Here is a 16,906-nt window from a genome sequence, read left to right as displayed (position 1 = left end):
CGGGGCGGGGCTTCCGGCGGTGGCGGCCGCGCTTCGCGCGCCCCGGAATGCTCCGCCGGGGCGCGTGACAGACTGCTGACCATGCGACGTCTGTTCCCCCTGACCGCCGAGTCCGCGGCCCCGGACCTGCTCGTCGAGCGCGAGTGGGACCCCGGCGAACTGGCCGACGCCTACGCCTATCCGGAGGACGGCGCGCGGCCCTGGCTGCGGGGCAACATGGTCGCCTCCCTCGACGGGGCCGCGTACCACGACGGACGGTCCCAGCCGCTCTCCTGCCCGGCCGACATGCGCCTCTTCGGCGTGCTGCGCGGCCTGGCGGACGTCGTGATCGCCGGAGCGGAGACCGTGCGCAAGGAGGGGTACCGCCCGGCCCGCGCCCGTGAGGCGTTCGCGGCCCGCCGGGCCGCCCTGGGGCAGCCGCCGGCCCCGGTGATCGCCGTGGTGAGCGCGAGCCTGGACCTGGACTACTCCCTGCCGCTGTTCACGGAGCCGGCGGTCCCCACGCTCGTCCTCACCGGCGAGGCCGCCGTCGCGGAGCGCCCCGAACGGGTCCGGCGTGCCCGTGACGCCGGCGCGGAGGTGCTCACCGCGGGGCCCGGCGAGGGCGTCGAGCCGGCGGCGGCCGTGCGGCTGCTCGCGGAGCGGGGGCTGACCCGCCAGCTCACGGAGGGCGGCCCGCGGCTGCTCGGCCAGTTCGCCGTGACCGGCGTGCTGGACGAGCTGTGCTTCACCCTGGCCCCGGTGGTCACCGCAGGAGCGGCGCCCCGCATCATGGAGGGCCCGGCGATCACCGTGCCGGAACGATTCGCTCTCGCCTCGGTCCTGGAGGAGGACGGGTTTCTCTTCACCCGTTACCGCAGGGAGCCGGGGTGAACGCCCGGACGGGGAAGCCGGGAGCCGGTCAACTCCCGGAAGATATCGTTCCGCTTGACCCCGTCGGGCGGCAGGCTTGGCTGGACGGACCCCGTGCGAGCGAGCGCGGGGCAGGATGGTTTCTGTAGGGCCCCCGGGCCCGAGAGGAAGAAGGGCGCTCGCCGTGTTCACCTCCGTACTCATGATCGAGAAGCCGCTGGTGCCCGCCGACGTGGAGCTCGTCACCACGCTCCACGGGGACGAACCCGTCGCGTTCGTCGTGCTGATGCAGCCCCACGGCGACCAGGACCGGCTGCTCAGAGCCCTCGACGACGTGGCCCTCGGCGAACTGGGGGAGGCGATCCGCGAGGCGGACGAGCCCGAGGGCGAGGAGGCGGCCGGCCCGGCGGAGCGCGCCCTCGCCCACTCCCTGGAGTCGCTGCGGGCGGCCGGCGCCGAGGCGGTCGGGCAGATCGTCGAGGAACACCCGCTCGACCTGCTGAAGAGCGTCGTCGAACAGACACGCGCCGACGAGGTCATCGTGCTGACGGCGCCGCACCTCGTCGAGGAGTTCTTCCACCGCGACTGGACCTCCCGCGCCCGGCACAAGGTCGGCGTCCCGGTGCTCAAGCTCTACGCCCACACCGAATAGGCTGAGGCCGCTCACACCCCCGGGCCCGCCGGCCCGCAGCGACCCCAGGAGATACCCGCATGGCACCCGCCGTCCCGTCCGCCATGGACCGCCCGCACCTCATCGGCATCGGCGGTGCGGGCATGTCGGGAATCGCCAAGATCCTCGCCATGCGCGGGGCGCGCGTGGCGGGCAGCGACTCCCGGGACTCGGCGACCGCCGAGGCGCTGCGCGGGCTCGGCGCCACCGTGCACATCGGCCACGCGGCGGAGCATCTGGCCGCCGACGCGAGCTGCGTGATCGTCTCCAGCGCCATCCGCGCCGACAACCCGGAGCTGGCGGCGGCCGCCGAACGCGGCATTCCCGTGATCCACCGCTCCGACGCCCTCGCCGCGCTGATGGAGGGGCTGCGGCCGATCGCCGTCGCCGGCACCCACGGCAAGACCACCACCACCTCCATGCTGGCCGTCGCCCTGACCACCCTCGGCCGCGAGCCCTCGTACGCCATCGGCGGCGACCTGGACGCGCCCGGCTCCAACGCGCTGCACGGCAACGGCGAGATCTTCGTGGCCGAGGCGGACGAGAGCGACCGCAGCTTCCACAAGTACGCGCCCGAGGTGGCCGTCGTGCTCAACGTGGAGCTGGACCACCACGCCAACTACGCCTCCATGGAAGAGATCTACGAGTCCTTCCAGACCTTCGCCGACCGCGTCCGCCCCGGCGGCACCCTCGTGGTCTCCGCCGACCAGCCGGGCGCCCGGGAGCTCACCGCGCGGGTCACCGCGGGCGGGGCCCCGGGCCGGGACCTCCGGATCGTCACCTACGGCGAGGCCGAGGACGCCGACGTCAGGATCGTCACCATCAAGCCGCGCGGGCTGACCAGCGAGGTCACCGTGGTCTTCGAGGGCCGCGTGATCACCTTCACCGTCTCCGTCCCCGGCCGCCACTACGCGGGCAACGCCGTCGCCGCCCTGGTCGCCGGCACCGCGCTCGGCCTGCCCGTGCACAACCTCGCCTCGGCCCTCGGCTCGTACACCGGCGTCAAGCGCCGCCTCCAGCTCCAGGGCACCGTGAACGGTGTGCAGGTCATCGACTCCTACGCGCACCACCCCACCGAGATCGCCGCCGACCTGGAGGCCATCCGCGGCAGCGCCGGTGACGGCCGTGTCCTCGTCGTCTTCCAGCCGCACCTCTTCAGCCGCACCCAGGAGCTGGGCATCGAGATGGGCGAGGCGCTGACCCTCGCCGACTCCTCCGTCGTCCTGGACATCTACCCGGCCCGCGAGGACCCGGTCCCCGGCGTCACCAGCGCCCTGATCATCGACGCGGCCACCGCCAAGGGCGCCGACGTCCGGGCCGAGCACGCCATGGAGGCGGTGCCGGAGCTGATCGCGGGAATGGCCCGGCCCGGCGACCTGGTTCTCACCATGGGCGCGGGCGACGTCACCGAGCTGGGCCCGCGGATCCTGGCCCGGCTGGAGAGCTGAGCCGCCGCCCGGCCCGCGCCCGCACACACGTACGCAGGTACGCACGAGGAGAGGACCGCAGATGCCGTACGAGATCGACAAGACCGACGAGCAGTGGCGCGCGGAGCTGTCCCCGGACGAGTACGCCGTGCTCCGCAAGGCGGGCACCGAACCCGCGTACACCGGTGAGTACACCGACACCAAGGCCGCCGGTGTCTACTCCTGCCGGGCCTGCGGCGCCGAACTCTTCCGGTCCGACACCAAGTTCGAGTCGCACTGCGGCTGGCCGTCCTTCTACGACCCCAAGGACTCGGACGCCGTCGAACTGGTCGAGGACCGCTCGCACGGCATGGTCCGCACCGAGGTCCGCTGCGCCCGCTGCGGCTCCCACCTCGGCCACGTCTTCGAGGGCGAGGGCTACCCGACGCCCACGGACCAGCGGTACTGCATCAACTCCATCTCGCTCCGCCTGGCCCCGGACGAGGGCTGACCGCCTCACGCGGGAACGGAGACGGGATCGCCGGCCCCGTACCGGTACGCCGGGTAGGTGAGGTAGCCCGCGTCGCCGCCCATGAAGTACGTGGACTCGTCCACGGGGGCCAGGGGCAGGCCCGCGCGGAGGCGTTCGACCAGGTCGGGGTTGGCGATGAAGCCGCGGCCGAAGCTGATGAGGTCGGCGCCCAGCCCCAGCCAGTGACGGGCCTCGTCGGGACCGGCCTGCCGCGGGCCCAGCGGCAGCACCGGGTTCATGATCAGAGGGCCGGGCCAGGCCGTGCGCAGCCCCCGGAGCACATCCTCCCCGGCTGTCGCCTCCAGATGGACGTACGCCAGGTCCAGGCGGGCCAGTTCGGTCAGCAGCGCGGTGTTGAGCTCGGCGGCGTCGGTCTCCTCGACACCCCAGAAGCCGCCGCCGGGTGAGAGGCGGATGCCCGTTCGGTGCGCGCCCACGGCGTCGGCGGTTGCGGCGGCCGCCTCGACGGCGAACCGGATCCGGCCGGTGATGCCGCCGCCGTAGCGGTCCGTGCGCAGATTGGCGTTGGAGGAGAGGAACTGCGAGATCAAGTAGCCGTTGGCGCCGTGCAGTTCGACCCCGTCGAAGCCCGCGTCCACCGCGCGGCGGGCCGCGTCGGCGTAGGACCGGACGTGCTCGGGCACCTCGTCCGCCGCCAGTGCCCGGGGCACGGGCGCCGGCTGCCGGCCTGCCGGAGTGAAGACTTCGCCGACGGCCGGCACGGCCGAGGGGCCGACGGGCCGGCAGCCGGTGGTGGCGGGGTGCGACACCCGGCCGCCGTGCATGATCTGGGCGAAGATGCGGCCGCCGTTGACGTGCACGGCCTCCGTGACCGGCCGCCAGGACGCGACCTGCTCGTCGGTGTGGAGTCCGGGCGTGCCCGGGTTGGACTGCCCGATGACACTGGGCTGTACGCCCTCCGACACGATCAGCCCGGCCGTGGCCCGCTGCGCGTAGTACGCCGCCATCGAGGGGGTGGCCAGGCCGCCGGCGGCGGCCCGCACCCGGGTCATCGGGGCCATCACGACCCGGTTGGGCAGCGTCAGGGCGCCGAGCCGGTAACTGCTGAACAGGGTGGGCATGTTGGTCTCCTCCATCAGGTCCCGTGCCCGGATGTCGCGGGCACGGGGTTACGCTAAAACCTGACACTGATGTGAGGGGCAAGTGCTGTGTCGCGGTTCACAGTGGTGATCCCCGGCCGGCGGACCTCAGCGGGAGGCCAGTCATGCGGATCGGGGAGCTCGCGGCGCGTACCGGCGCCAGCGTCAGGTCGCTGCGCTACTACGAGGAGCAGGGCCTGCTCACCAGCGGCCGCAGCCCCGGCGGGCAGCGGTACTACCGGGAGGAGGCCGTCGAGCGCGTGCGGTTCCTCCAGCGGTTCTACGCCGCCGGGCTGTCGAGCCGCACCATCGCCGGACTGCTGCCCTGCGTCGACGCACCCAGCGAGCAGACCTCCGGCGCCGCGCTGGATCGGATGGAGCGGGAGCGGGCCCGGCTCTCCGAACACATCGACGACCTCATACGGACCCGGCACACCCTGGACGAACTGATCGCCATCGCGCGGGACCACCGCGAGCGGACGTGGAGCGCGGCCACGAGCTGAGCGGCGGCCCGCCCCGTGGACCGGTGTCCCGGCCGGGGGCGCGTGCGTACGGGCGCGCACCGGGCGGACGGGGCGGCGGGTAGACGGGGCAGCGGGTAGACGGGGCAGGGGCGGACGGGGCAGGGGCGGACGGGGCGTGCGGCGGGCGGGGCGGCCGCACCGGCCCCGGCCGTCCCGCCGCGCGGGCCCCGAAGAAGCTCGGCATCACGGCACCGCCAGCACCGCCGCCGACTCCGGGGACAGCCGGACCACCCCGTCGGCGCCCGGGGCCCCGCAGTCGCCCCACGCCGCCAGCACCCGGGCGTGCGGGGCTTCCGCGGGCACGCGGGCCTCGCGGCCGGCGGACAGGTTCACCACGGTGCGCAGCGCGCCCCGGGCGACGCACAGCCAGCGCCCGGCCCGGTCGTGGGAGACCCGCGTCCCGTCCAGGCCGGGGCCGGCGGCCGGCTCCGGCTGGACGCGGCGCAGGGCGATCAGCTCGCGGTGCCAGGCGAGCAGCCGGGCGTGCGGATCGCGTTCCGGCTCGCTCCAGTCCAGGCAGCTGCGGCCGCGGGTCGCCGGGTCCTGCGGGTCGGGGATGTCCTCCTCCGCCCAGCCGTGCGAGGCGAACTCCCGCCGCCGGCCGCGCCGTACGGCCTCCGCCAGCTCCGGGTCCGGGTGGTCGGTGAAGTACTGCCAGGGTGTGCGGGCGCCCCACTCCTCGCCCATGAACAGCATCGGCGTGTACGGCGAGGTGAGGACGAGCGCGGCGGCGCAGGCCAGCAGGCCGGGGGAGAGGCCGGCGGCGAGCCGGTCGCCGAGGGCGCGGTTGCCGATCTGGTCGTGCGTCTGGGCGTAGGCCAGCAGCCGGTGCGCGGGCGTGGTGCGCGGGTCGAGCGGGGCGCCGTGCGAGCGCTCCCGGAAGCTGGACCAGCCGCCGTCGTGGAAGAAGCCGCCGGTGAGCGTCTTGGCGAGGGCGTGCAGCGGGTCCTCGGCGAAGTCGGCGTAGTAGCCCTGGTGTTCGCCGGTGAGCGCGGTGTGCAGGGCGTGGTGGAAGTCGTCGTTCCACTGGGCGTGGACCCCGTGGCCGCCCGCCGCGCGGGGTGTGGTGGTGCGCGGGTCGTTGACGTCGGACTCGGCGATCAGGAAGAGCGGCCGCCCGGTCCGCGCGGCCAGCGCGTCCACGGCCGCGGAGAGCTCGGCGAGGAAGTGGCGGGCCCGGTCGTCGCGCAGGGCGTGCACGGCGTCGAGCCGCAGGCCGTCGGCGCGGTAGTCGCGCAGCCAGGACAGGGCGCTGCCGGTGAGGTACGCGCGGACCTCGTCGGAGCCGGGGGCGTCCAGATTGACCGCCGCGCCCCACGGGGTGTGGTGACGCTCCGTGAAGTACGGGCCGAATTCCGGGAGCTGGTTGCCGGAGGGGCCGAGATGGTTGTGGACCACGTCCAGGACGACGCCGAGCCCGTGCCCGTGCGCCGCGTCGATGAACCGCTTGAGCCCGTCGGGCCCGCCGTACGGCTCGTGCACCGCCCAGGGCGCCACCCCGTCGTAGCCCCAGCCGTGCGTACCGGGGAACGGGCAGACGGGCATCAGTTCGACGTGGGTGATGCCCAGGTCGGCCAGATGGCCCAGCCGCCGGGCGGCCGCGCCGAACGTGCCCTCGGGCGTGAACGTGCCGATGTGCAGCTCGTACAGCACGGCTCCGGGCAGCGGCCGCCCGTACCAGGGATGCCGCCAGTCGAACAGGCCGTGGTCCACGACGGCGCCCGTGCCGCCGGGGCCGTCGGGGAGGCGCGGGGCGCGCGGGTCGGGCCGCACGGGGCCGCCGTCCAGGGCGAAGCCGTAGCGCGTGCCGTCCGCGGCCGGTGCCTCCGCCCGCCACCAGCCGGGGCGGACGGGGTCGCGCTCCATGGCGGTGACCGCACCGTCGCCGTCCTCCACGTGCAGCGCGACGGCACCGGCTCGCGGTGCCCACACCTCGAAGTCCACGGACGCTCCTCCTGCCGGTGCTCGCGTCGGGGCCGCGCGCCGGCGCCCCCGCCGGCCGGGAACGGCCGGGCCTCCATGCTCCGCGATCGGGGGCGGGGGCGCAGCAGGGCGCGGCAGCTGGGGCGCAGCGGAGCCAGGAGGACGCCGCCCCGGGCCGTGCGGGCCGGGGGCGGCGTCCGGGGCGGCGGCCGCCGGGCCGCGGGGCCGTTCTGCCCCGTCAGCCGTCAGCCGTCAGCCGTCCGCGGGCGGCGGCACGAGGCAGATCCGCTCCTGTGTGAGGGGATAGCCCGCCTTGGCGAAGGCCGCGGCCATGGGGAAGTTGCCCTGGTCGGTGGCGGCGGCGATGCGGTCCGCGCCCTCGGCGGCCAGCTTGTGCGTGCACTCGGCCAGCAGTTCGTACGCGTAGCCGTTGCCCCGGTGCTCCGGCAGCACCCCGATGAAGCCCACACAGGGACCGCCCGGGTTGTGGGCGGGGATGTGCATCCCGGCCAGGGTGCCGTCCGGGGCGTGGGCCAGCTGCCACCACGCGCGGGGTGACGGGCACCAGTGGAAGAAGTCCAGCTCCTCCCGGGCCGCGGCCTCGGCACCGTGCCGGGCGGCGGTGTTCCGGGTGTGGGCGTCGAGGCTGCCCTCCGCGATCCGGCGCAGGGCGTCCAGGAACACGGCGTCGTCCGGCTCGGCGCGGAAGCGCAGCCGGCCCGGCCGCTCGGGCAGACCGCAGCCGGGCGTCCACGTGTAGCGGAAGCGTTCGACGAGGGGCCGCAGCCCGGCGGCGCGCGCCGCGCCGAGCCGCCGTTCGGCTGCGGCTCGCACCCGTGGCTGGTCACGCCAGCCGGTGGGGAGCATCAGTTCGTACTCGGTCCGCAGCGGTGAGGTGCGCAGGAGTTCGGCGGCCGCCTCGTCCTCGCCCTCGGCGAAGTCGAACCAGTTGAGCAGCACCGGCTCCGTGTCGCCGGGCGCTCCCCACCAGGCGGCGCGCGCCACGACCCGGCCGTCGCGCAGCGCGACCCGGGTCCAGTCGGGGCGGTATTCGCCGCCCTCGTGGACGGGGCGGTGGACGTGCCCCAGCGACGCGCGGCCGACGAGGCCGGTGTCGGGGTGGGAGAGGGAGGTGAACAGATGTGCGTCGCTCTCGGTGAGCGCGCGGAAGACCAGCTCGGTCATGGGGTCCTTCCGGAAAGCGGGTGCGCGCTCCCGGACGGCGGTCGGCTCAGCCGTGGGACGCCCGTCGGACGGGGCGGGAGCGTGGCATGGCGGTGATGTGCACGGCTCTCGCCTCCTCTCCGGCTGGTCGTTGGGCGTCAACGGTGAACATAGCGGCGGTGGTCGGGGTTGTCGAACGCCTTTCCGCGGGAGGCGCGCGGTGCCCGGGTCCGAGGTCCGCTCCGGCCTCCGCCGTCCGCTTCCGCGTCCGGGCCCGCTTCCGCGTCCGGGCCCGGTTCCGCCACCGGGTGCGCGGCCCGCGGGCCGTCAGCCGGTGAGGCGCCCGGGACGGCGCGGAGCGGTGCCCGGGAGCATGCGCGGTCCCACCGCCGACAGGACGGAGGCCGCTGTGCTGCCCGCGGCCGCGATGTACCGGTCGGGGCGGACGAGTATGACGGGTGCCGCCGTTCCCGGCCCGGAGAGCCCCGCCCACTCCTCGTCGGAGAGGAAGACCACCGGTATCCCCGCCCACGCCCGGTCGTCGCCCGCCGGCCATGTCTCGCCGGGACGCGCCCGGACGACCCAGGTGAAGCCGAGGGGGGCCAGCCGCTGGTGGAGCCGTCCGCCGCCGTCGCCCAGCACGGGGTTGGGGAGCCGGCGGCCCGCCGCGGTGCGGGCTCCCCGCCCGGTCCGGCCCGCGGCCGGGCCGCCGTCCGGGTAGCCGATGTCCAGCATGCCGACACCGCGGCCGAGGCGGGCCTGTACGGGGCGGCGGCCGAGCAGGGTGGGCGCGACCGTGCCCAGGAGGGCGCGCGTCATACCCGTTCGGGTGGTGAGCGCTCTGGTCGCCCGGGCGGTGCCGCACACCATGGCCCGGGCCACGGGCCGCCGTTCGGCCTCGTAGCTGTCGAGCAGCGCCTCGGCCCGGGCCGGTTCGGTGCGCCGGGCGGCGGCCAGCTTCCACAGCAGGTTGTGGGCATCCTGCACACCGGTGTTGAGTCCCTGGCCGCCGACCGGGCTGTGGATGTGCGCGGCGTCGCCGGCGAGGAAGACCCGGCCCCGGCGGTAGTGGTCCGCCAGGCCGTGGCCGAGGGCGAACCGCGACTGCCAGGTCACCCCGTGGCTGCCGAACGCGATTCCGGCACGGCGGCGGATCAGCTCGTCCAGGAAGGGCGCGTCGAGGGTGAGACGTTCTTCCCCGCGGGCCCCCGGGACATGCGCGATGACGCGCCAGCGGCGGGGCTCCGGCATGGGGACGATCAGCAGCAGGCCCTCGGGGCCGAGGAAGACGTGCCCCTCGTCCTCGGTGAGGTCCGCGGTGGTCAGGACATCGGCCAGGACGAAGACCGCCCCGGCGTCCGAGCGGTCGAGCCGCAGTCCGGCCGCTTCCCGGACCCGGCTGCGGCCGCCGTCGCAGCCGATCACCCACCGGGCGCGGACCGTCTCGCGGCGGCCGTCCCCGTGCTCCAGCATCGCCTCGACCGAGCCGTCGCCGCCGCCCTCGCCGCCTTCGCGGAGATCCTTGAGCGCGACGCCCCACTCGACCTCACCGCCCCCGGCGGTGAGGTGCGATTCGAGAATGTGCTCGGTGGCGTACTGGGGGACCGACAGCCAGAAGGGGTAGGCGGTGTCGCCCCACGGGAGGCCGAGCAGATCGACGCGGACGGGGGCGCGGTTCCGGGTGTTCACGTTGAGGGCCGCGAACCGGGCGCCCGCGGCCCGGACGCGGTCGGCCACCCCCATGGTCTCGAAGACCTCCATGGTCCGCGCGTGGACGACCAGCGCCTTGGAGAAGCCCGAGCGGCCCGTCGCCCGGTCGACGATCCGTGCCGTGAGGCCGTGGCGGCGGGCCTCGCAGGCGGCGGTCAGCCCCGTGGGGCCGGCGCCCACGATGAGGACGTCCACATCGGGGGCGTTCCGCCGCCCCGCCGTCCCGGCGCCGGAGGCGGCGGCACCGGGGGTGGCGCGGCCGTCGTGCTCAGGGCCGTCGTCGAGGGGCATGGGGTGTCCGGTCATGGGGTGTCCTGCCTTTCCTTGCTCGCGGAGTGTGAACCGGTCCTGCGGACCGGCCGGGGCCCGGTGCCGTGGCGCGGCACGGCGAGGGGCGGAGCGGACGGGAAGCGGGCCGGGCGGGGGAGCCCCCGGCCCGCTTCCCGTCCGTCATGAGCGCCTCCCGGGCACCCGGCCGTCCTCGGGGGCGCGCTCGTGGGGCGGCCCGGCCGGCGACCCGCCGTCGTGCCGCGGCCCGCCGCCCGGTGTGCCGTCACCGGCCGGGCCGCTTCCGGGCACGGCGGCCGTCCGGCCGCCCCCGGCCGCCGCCTCGCCGGGCAGCCGCGGCAGCAGCCGGAGCAGCGGGCGCGGCATCCACCAGGCGGCCCGGCCCAGCACCGCCATCACGGACGGGACGAGCACCAGCCGGACGAGGGTGGCGTCGATCGCGATGGCGACGGCCAGACCGAAGCCGAAGAGGTTGACGACCCGCTGATCGTTCAGCTGGAAGCTGCCGAAGACCACGACCATGACGGACGCGGCGGCCGTGATGACCCGGGCGGTGGCGGCAATGCCGTCCCGGACGGAGCCCCCGGTGTCCCCGGTGCGCAGATACTCCTCGCGGACCCGGCTGAGCAGGAACACCTCGTAGTCCATCGAGAGCCCGAAGAGCACCGCGAAGAGCATGATCGGGGCGAAGGACTCCACCGGCCCCGGCTCGGCCCCGAGCAGCCCGGCGCCCCAGCCCCACTGGAAGACGGCGACCACGACGCCGTAGGCCGCTCCCACGGAGAGCAGGTTCATCACCGCGGCCTTCAACGGGACGACCAGGGAACGGAATTCGACCATCAGCAGCAGGAAGCTCAGGCTCACCACGAAGGTCATGAACCAGGCCATCTCCCGGCCGAGCCGGTCGGCGAGGTCGATGGCGGTGGCGGTGGAGCCGCCGACATGCGCCTCGCCGCCCTCCGTGTCCGCCACGGCGCCGGGCAGCACGTCGTCCCGCAGCCGGTGCACCAGTTCCTCGGTGGACTCCTCGTCCGGGGAGCCCTCGGGGACGACGGTGTAGAGGGCGGTCGTCCCGCTCCCGTCGAGCCGTGGCGGGCGCACCTCGTCCACCCCTTCCGTGCCCGCCAGTTCGGTGCGGAGATCCGCGGCCCGCCGCTTCACCTCCGCCCGGGACCCGTCCTCGCCGAAGTCCGCGGTGACGACCAGGGGGCCCGTCCAGCCGGGGCCGAAGTCCTCCGCGACCAGTTCGTAGGCGCGGCGCTCGGTGGTGTTCTCGGGGGCCGATCCGCCGTCGGCCGTACCGAGGCGCAGGGAGAACAGGGGCAGGGCGAGGGCGACGAGGGCGACGGCCGAGGCCAGCAGGTACGGCCAGGGGTGGCGCTGGACGTGGCCGGTCCAGCGGTGCCAGCCGCTCACCCGGCCGCTGCCGTGGTCGAAGCGGAGCCGCCGGACGCGGAACCGGTCCAGCCGGTGCCCGAAGACCGCCAGCAGCGCCGGCAGCAGGGTGACGGCGGCCAGCAGGGTGGCCGCCACCGTGAGGGCGCTGGCCAGGCCGAGCGCCGACACGAAGGGTATGCCGATCAGATAGAGGCTGAGGATGGCCACGATCACCGTGGCCCCCGCCACCAGCACCGACCGTCCGGCGGTGGCCAGTGCGAGCGGGATCGACTCGGCGGGGGCGTGCCCGGCGTGCAGGGCCTCCCGGTGGCGGGTCACGACCAGCAGCGCGTAGTCGATGCCCACCCCGAGCCCGATCATGGCCGCGACCACGGGGCCGGAGGTGCCGATGGTGGTGAGACCGGCGGCCAGGTGGACGGCCGACAGCCCCAGGGCGAGCGCGAACAGCGCCGTCACCAGTGGCACGACCATGGCGAAGACCGAGCCGAAGGCCACCAGCAGCACCAGCACGGCCGCGGCCAGGCCGATCGCCTCGCTGCCGGACGGGCCGCTCTCGGCCTGGAGCACGGCGCCGCCGAACTCGACCTGCGCGCCCGCGTCCCGTACCGGTGCGAACGCCTCCTGCGCGGCCTCCACCGACTCCTCGGGCACGTCCTTGGCGCGCCCCTCGAACTGCACGGTGGCCATCGCGGTGTGCCCGTCCGCCGAGACCATGGCGGGGCCCGGGCCGTACGGGGACCGCGCCGCCGCGACGTCCTCCGAGCCGCGCACCGCCGTGAGGGCGTCCGCGACGGCGGCCTTCACCTCCGGCGAGGCCACGTCCCCGCCGCTGTGGATCACCACCTGCATCCCGTCCCCGGACATGTCCGGGTAGCGCTCGCGGAGGGTGTCGTAGGCGGCCTGGGAGTCGGAGTCGCTGAGCGTGAGGTCGTTGGAGAACTCACCGCCCGCCGCACGGGCGGAGAGGCCGGCGCCGGCCACCGCCAGCAGCCAGAGGGCGATCACCAGCCACCGGTGCCGCACCGAGAAACGAGCCAGGGCAGAGAGCAAGACGGCCTCCATGGGTCGGGGCGCGCGGGGGGCCGGGCCCACTCCGGGCTCACTCGGACTCACTCCGCGACACGTGCCTTGACGCAAGAGTAGACACATGTCTACGCAGCTGCCAAACATGCGTCTGAGGTGAGAGGTGCGGAACCGTCCGGAGCGGGGTGCGGCACGGGCCCGCAGGACCGGCGTTGCGGAAGGAGCGGGCCGCCGAGGAAGATCGGGGGCGAGCACGACCGGCACGGGCCACCGACCGCACCCGCCCCGGCGGCGCGACCGGCGCAACAGGAGGAACGATGACCGTACGGCCACCCGGATTCGGCAGCCCCAGGGCCGAGCGGCGGGAGAAGGCCCGGGACCAGGTGGTGGAGACGGCGCTGCGGCTGTTCTCCGAGCGCGGATACATCGGGGTCAGGGTCGAGGACATCGCCACCGAGGCGGGCATCTCCCGGGCCACCTTCTACAAGTACTTCTCCGAGCGCGAGGAGATCCTCGCCGAGTTGTTCGCCCGGCTCCTCGGCCGCGAGCCCGTCCCCGCCCCGCCGGGCGGCCCCGAACGCACCCTGGAGCGCGTGGAGGACCTGCTCGTCGCCACGGCGGAACGGATGCTGGGGGACGAGGTGCTGGCCCGCTTCGTCTACACCCTGCCCATCCGCCACGCCGCGCTGCTCGGCGAGGGCGCGCGGCCACCGGTGCTCGACACGGTGGAGAGCATGCTCACCGAGGCGGCCGGCGCGGGCGTGCTCCGCGCCGATGTGCCCGCCCCGCTCCTCGCCGCCCATGTGGGACGGGCCTACGAGGCCGCCCTGCGCGACTGGGCGGAGCGGCGCTGCGAGGACGCCCCCGCCCAGGTGCGGCTGCTCCTCTCCCTGGCCTTCCACGGCATCGCCGCCCCGGACCGGGACTGACGGATCCCGCGCCGGCCGGTGCGGTCCCGGTACGGTCCTGGTACACGGCGCACTGGACATGTCAGGGTCCGTGATCGGAGAATCGGGCCCGTGACGTCGTCCCACGAGCTCCAGCCCCGGCCGGGCCCGGTCCCGCGCGGTCCCGCCCGGGTGTCGGACGCCGACCGGGACCGGGCGATCAGCCGGCTCCGGGAAGGCGCCGCCGAGGGCCGGCTGTCCCAGGACACCTTCCTGCGCCGCATGGAACTCGCCCTCGCGGCCCGCGCCCGGGACGACCTGCGCGCCCTCACCGCGGACCTCCCCGACGAAAGCCGGTGGTCCCGGGCGGTGTTCGGCTCGGTGGCGGCCGTCTCCTCCTTCACCGTGCGGCTGCGCCGGGCCTGGCAGACCGAGCGCCTGCCCCGGCTGCTGCTCCCGGAGCCGGGCCCCCGCCCGCTGCGGATCGGCCGGGAACCGACCAACGGACTGCGGCTCGGCGACGAGACCGTCTCCCGCTTCCACGCCGAACTGGTGTCGCACGGCGGGATCTGGATCCTGCGCGACCTGGGCTCCGCCAACGGCACCTGCGTCAACGGCCGCCGGGTGACGGACACGGCCGTCGTGCACCCCGGCGACCAGGTCGGCTTCGGCCGCCTGAGCTTCCGCCTCGTCTCCCGCTGACGGGCCCCGGCCGCCCCTCACCGGCGGCCCGGTCGCCCCTCAGACGCGGACCAGCAGGGCCACCGGCCACCGTTCCAGCAACTCGGCCAGGGCCACTGAGCCCTCGGCCTCCGCCCCGGTCAACCGGTCCCGCCAGCGGCCCGGGGGCAGCCGCAGCGCGGTGTCCCGCCAGCCGCCGGAGCGGTCCAGCAGCCGGGAGAGCCGGGTCACGACCGTGACCGCCCGGCCGGAGCGGCCGAAGGCCACACAGTGCTCCGCCGCGGGGCCCTCCGCCGCCAGCGGCCGGTACGAGCCCGCGCGGCCGAACCAGTCCGGGTGCTCCCGGCGCAGCCGGAGGGCGGCCGCGGTGAGCCGCAGCTTCTCCTCCGGCAGGCTGCGCGGCGGCCGCCCCTCGTCGAGCCCCGCGAGCTCCTCCGGGCGGGCCCGGAACGGCGGCCGGTTGTCCGGGTCGACCAGGGCCCTGAACTCCCGTTCGGTGCCCTGGTAGACGTCGGGAACCCCCGGCATCGTCAGATGGACGAGAGCCGCGCCGAGGATGTTCGCGCGGGCGTGCGCGCCCAGCGCGCGGGCGAAGGCCACGGCCGCCGGATGCGGCGGCCCGCACGGGCCCGCCTCCGTGAACGCCCGTACGGCGTCCTCGTAGGCCGCGTCCTGCTCGGTCCAGGTGGTCCGCAGCCCCGCCTCCCGCGCGGCCTTCAGGACGGCCGGGACGAGCCGCTCCGCCGGCAGCGGCCCGGACAGGCCGTAGCCGAGGCCGAAGGCGGTCTGCCAGGCGGTCCAGGCCAGATGGGCGTCCGGCACCCCGGCGCCGCTCGCGCGCGCCGTCTCCTTGGTCAGCCGCTCCACCAGCTCCGCCCACTCCAGGGGCGACTCCGACAGCAGCGCGATGCGCGCCCGGACGTCCGCGCTGCGCTTGGTGTCGTGCGTGGACAGCACCGTCGCCGTCTCCGGCCAGTCGCGCTGGAGCCGCGCGCAGAACGTGTGGAACTCCTCCGGGAAGACGCCCGGCCGGCCCGGCTCGCCGCCCACCTCCGCGGCCGACAGCAGAGGCGTGTACCGGTAGAAGGCGGTGTCCTCGGCCGACTTGGCGCGCAGCGCGGAGGAGGTCTGGGCGAAGCGCGCACAGAACTCCCGGTGGGCGGGGGAGTCACCGGCGGTGCCGAGCACCAGATCGCGCACCAGGTCCACCGCGCCGGCCTCCTCCGGTACGGCGAAGGCGGTGCGCGCCCCCTCGGCGGCCTCGCGCAGCATCGCCGCGTCCCGCTCCGGCACGGCCTTCCCCGGGGCGGTGTAGGGGCGGTAGACCGGGACGCGCAGCAGGAGCTCGCGGATCGCGGTGCGCAGGGCCCAGGGGGCGTGGTCGGGCGGTACGGGCGCCGTCCCGCAGATCCGGACGGCCGTGCGGGTCAGCGCCGACACCTCGGCGGCCAGGTCGTGCTCCACCACCTCGCGCGCGGCCCGCGCGGCCGTCGCCTCCCACGCACCGCCCCGGTCGGCGGGGGCACCGGTGAACTCCCGGTGCAGAAAGTCCAGTTCGCGGGCGCCTGCCGGGTCGGTGAACAGGCCGTCGGCCCGGCGCAGCGCGTCGTAGCCGGTGGTGCCGGCGACGGGCCAGCTCCCCGGCAGTTCCTCCTCGCCGGTCAGGATCTTCTCCACCACGGTCCAGCAGCCGCCGCCGGCGTCCCGGAGCCGCCGCAGATAGCCCTCCGGATCGGCCAGCCCGTCCGGGTGGTCGACGCGCAGGCCCTGGACGACACCGTCGCGCAGCAGCCGCAGCACCGTCGCGTGGGTGGCGTCGAACACGGCCGGGTCCTGGACCCGCACCCCGATCAGTCCCGAAATGGTGAAGAACCGCCGGTAGTTCAGCTCGGTGCGGGCCAGCCGCCACCAGGCCGGCCGGTACCACTGGGCGGCCACCAGTTCGGGCAGCGGCAGCCGCTCCGTACCCGGCCGGACGGGGAACACGTGATCGAAGTAGCGCAGCACATACCCGGCGTCCTCCCCGGCAGCCGCCCTGCTGCCCGTTCGGCCGTCCTCCCCGCCCCCCGCTTCGTCCTCCCGTTCGAGACGGAAGTGCCGCAGTTCCCGCTCCAGCCGGCCGCCGAGGACCGGCAGGAGTATCCGCCCCCGGTGCTCACCGGGGGCGTTCGCGGCCCCGGCCTCCCAGTCGATGTCGAACCAGCGCGCGTACGGTGAGCCGGGGCCGTCCCGCAGCACGCTCCACAGCGCATGGTTCAGCCGCTCCGGCACGGGGACGGCCATGTGGTTCGGCACGATGTCCAGGACGATGCCCAGGCCGTGGGCCCGCGCGGTGGCCGCCAGCCGCCTCAGCCCCGCCTCGCCGCCCAGCTCGGCCCGCACGGCGGAGTGGTCCACCACGTCGTAGCCGTGACCGGAGCCCGGCACGGCCTCCAGCACCGGCGACAGATGCAGATGGGAGACGCCGAGCGCGGCGAGGTGGGGCACGGCGGCCTCGGCCGCGGAGAAGGGGAAGTCCGGCTGGATCTGCAGCCGGTAGGTCGCGGTCGGTACGGCGCCGGGTATGGCGCCCGGTGGGGTGTTCCCGCCGTCCCGCGCTGCGGCGGACGGTTCCGGGGACGGCGCGAGCGGCTCGGAGGTCATGGGAAGGATGTACCCGGACGGACGCCTCCCGTGCCTGCTGAACGGCGCATCCGGGCCACCCCGGACCACCCCGGCCCGTTGCGCCGTCCGGGTGAGGGGAGGCGG

General features: G+C 75.5%; 13 protein-coding genes. 7 read left to right on the top strand and 6 right to left on the bottom strand.

Annotation, left to right across the window (positions count from 1 at the left end; translation table 11 throughout):
* The first annotated feature begins 81 nt into the window (after nt 1–81).
* The 4 genes from LIX60_RS06330 (at nt 82) to msrB (ending at nt 3,439) form a co-directional block, all read left to right on the top strand.
* On the top strand, nt 82–873 hold the full coding sequence (locus tag LIX60_RS06330) for a pyrimidine reductase family protein (RefSeq protein WP_227957574.1): 792 nt from the start codon (nt 82–84) through the stop codon (nt 871–873).
* Nucleotides 874–1,036: 163 nt separating this feature from the next.
* The gene (locus tag LIX60_RS06325) at nt 1,037–1,504 is read left to right on the top strand and encodes an indole-3-glycerol phosphate synthase (protein ID WP_210989069.1); all 468 of its coding nucleotides are present in this window, start codon (nt 1,037–1,039) and stop codon (nt 1,502–1,504) included.
* A gap of 59 nt (nt 1,505–1,563) precedes the next feature.
* Entirely contained in the window at nt 1,564–2,970 is a 1,407-nt protein-coding gene (murC, locus tag LIX60_RS06320) for a UDP-N-acetylmuramate--L-alanine ligase (RefSeq protein ID WP_227957573.1), read from the top strand.
* A 61-nt stretch (nt 2,971–3,031) separates the two neighbouring features.
* Nucleotides 3,032–3,439, top strand: a complete 408-nt coding sequence (msrB, locus tag LIX60_RS06315) for a peptide-methionine (R)-S-oxide reductase MsrB (protein WP_227957572.1) — start codon at nt 3,032–3,034, stop codon at nt 3,437–3,439.
* A 5-nt stretch (nt 3,440–3,444) separates the two neighbouring features.
* Here msrB and LIX60_RS06310 read toward each other — a convergent pair whose 3' ends face one another.
* The gene (locus LIX60_RS06310; RefSeq protein ID WP_227957571.1) at nt 3,445–4,542 is read right to left on the bottom strand and encodes an alkene reductase; all 1,098 of its coding nucleotides are present in this window, start codon (nt 4,540–4,542) and stop codon (nt 3,445–3,447) included.
* 143 nt (nt 4,543–4,685) lie between these two features.
* Here LIX60_RS06310 and LIX60_RS06305 point away from each other — a divergent pair, with 143 nt between their 5' ends.
* A complete protein-coding gene (locus LIX60_RS06305) occupies nt 4,686–5,063 on the top strand; it encodes a MerR family transcriptional regulator (protein WP_227957570.1) in 378 nt (125 codons plus the stop codon).
* 204 nt (nt 5,064–5,267) lie between these two features.
* Here LIX60_RS06305 and treZ read toward each other — a convergent pair whose 3' ends face one another.
* The 4 genes from treZ to LIX60_RS06285 form a co-directional block, all read right to left on the bottom strand.
* Nucleotides 5,268–7,028 (bottom strand): malto-oligosyltrehalose trehalohydrolase, encoded by a 1,761-nt coding sequence (gene treZ, locus LIX60_RS06300; protein WP_227957569.1) that lies wholly within the window; start codon nt 7,026–7,028, stop codon nt 5,268–5,270.
* A 231-nt stretch (nt 7,029–7,259) separates the two neighbouring features.
* The gene (locus LIX60_RS06295; protein ID WP_227957568.1) at nt 7,260–8,192 is read right to left on the bottom strand and encodes a GNAT family N-acetyltransferase; all 933 of its coding nucleotides are present in this window, start codon (nt 8,190–8,192) and stop codon (nt 7,260–7,262) included.
* Between the two features lie 306 nt (nt 8,193–8,498).
* Complete coding sequence (locus LIX60_RS06290) at nt 8,499–10,187, bottom strand: FAD-dependent monooxygenase (protein ID WP_227957567.1); 1,689 nt, start codon at nt 10,185–10,187, stop codon at nt 8,499–8,501.
* 144 nt (nt 10,188–10,331) lie between these two features.
* Entirely contained in the window at nt 10,332–12,617 is a 2,286-nt protein-coding gene (locus LIX60_RS06285) for an MMPL family transporter (protein ID WP_227957566.1), read from the bottom strand.
* A 290-nt stretch (nt 12,618–12,907) separates the two neighbouring features.
* On the opposite strand from LIX60_RS06285, the gene LIX60_RS06280 reads away from it, so the two are divergent.
* Nucleotides 12,908–13,519 (top strand): TetR/AcrR family transcriptional regulator, encoded by a 612-nt coding sequence (locus LIX60_RS06280; protein WP_019711039.1) that lies wholly within the window; start codon nt 12,908–12,910, stop codon nt 13,517–13,519.
* 90 nt (nt 13,520–13,609) lie between these two features.
* A complete protein-coding gene (locus tag LIX60_RS06275) occupies nt 13,610–14,179 on the top strand; it encodes a DUF1707 and FHA domain-containing protein (RefSeq protein WP_227957565.1) in 570 nt (189 codons plus the stop codon).
* A 39-nt stretch (nt 14,180–14,218) separates the two neighbouring features.
* Here the strand turns inward: LIX60_RS06275 and treY are convergent, their stop codons facing one another.
* Nucleotides 14,219–16,801 (bottom strand): malto-oligosyltrehalose synthase, encoded by a 2,583-nt coding sequence (gene treY / locus LIX60_RS06270; protein ID WP_227957564.1) that lies wholly within the window; start codon nt 16,799–16,801, stop codon nt 14,219–14,221.
* Nucleotides 16,802–16,906: the final 105 nt, after the last annotated feature.

Origin of the sequence: Streptomyces sp. S07_1.15 (assembly GCF_020739505.1) — a bacterium.
GTDB classification, from domain to species: Bacteria; Actinomycetota; Actinomycetes; order Streptomycetales; family Streptomycetaceae; genus Streptomyces; species Streptomyces xinghaiensis.
This window is presented reverse-complemented; position numbering and strand designations above follow the sequence as displayed.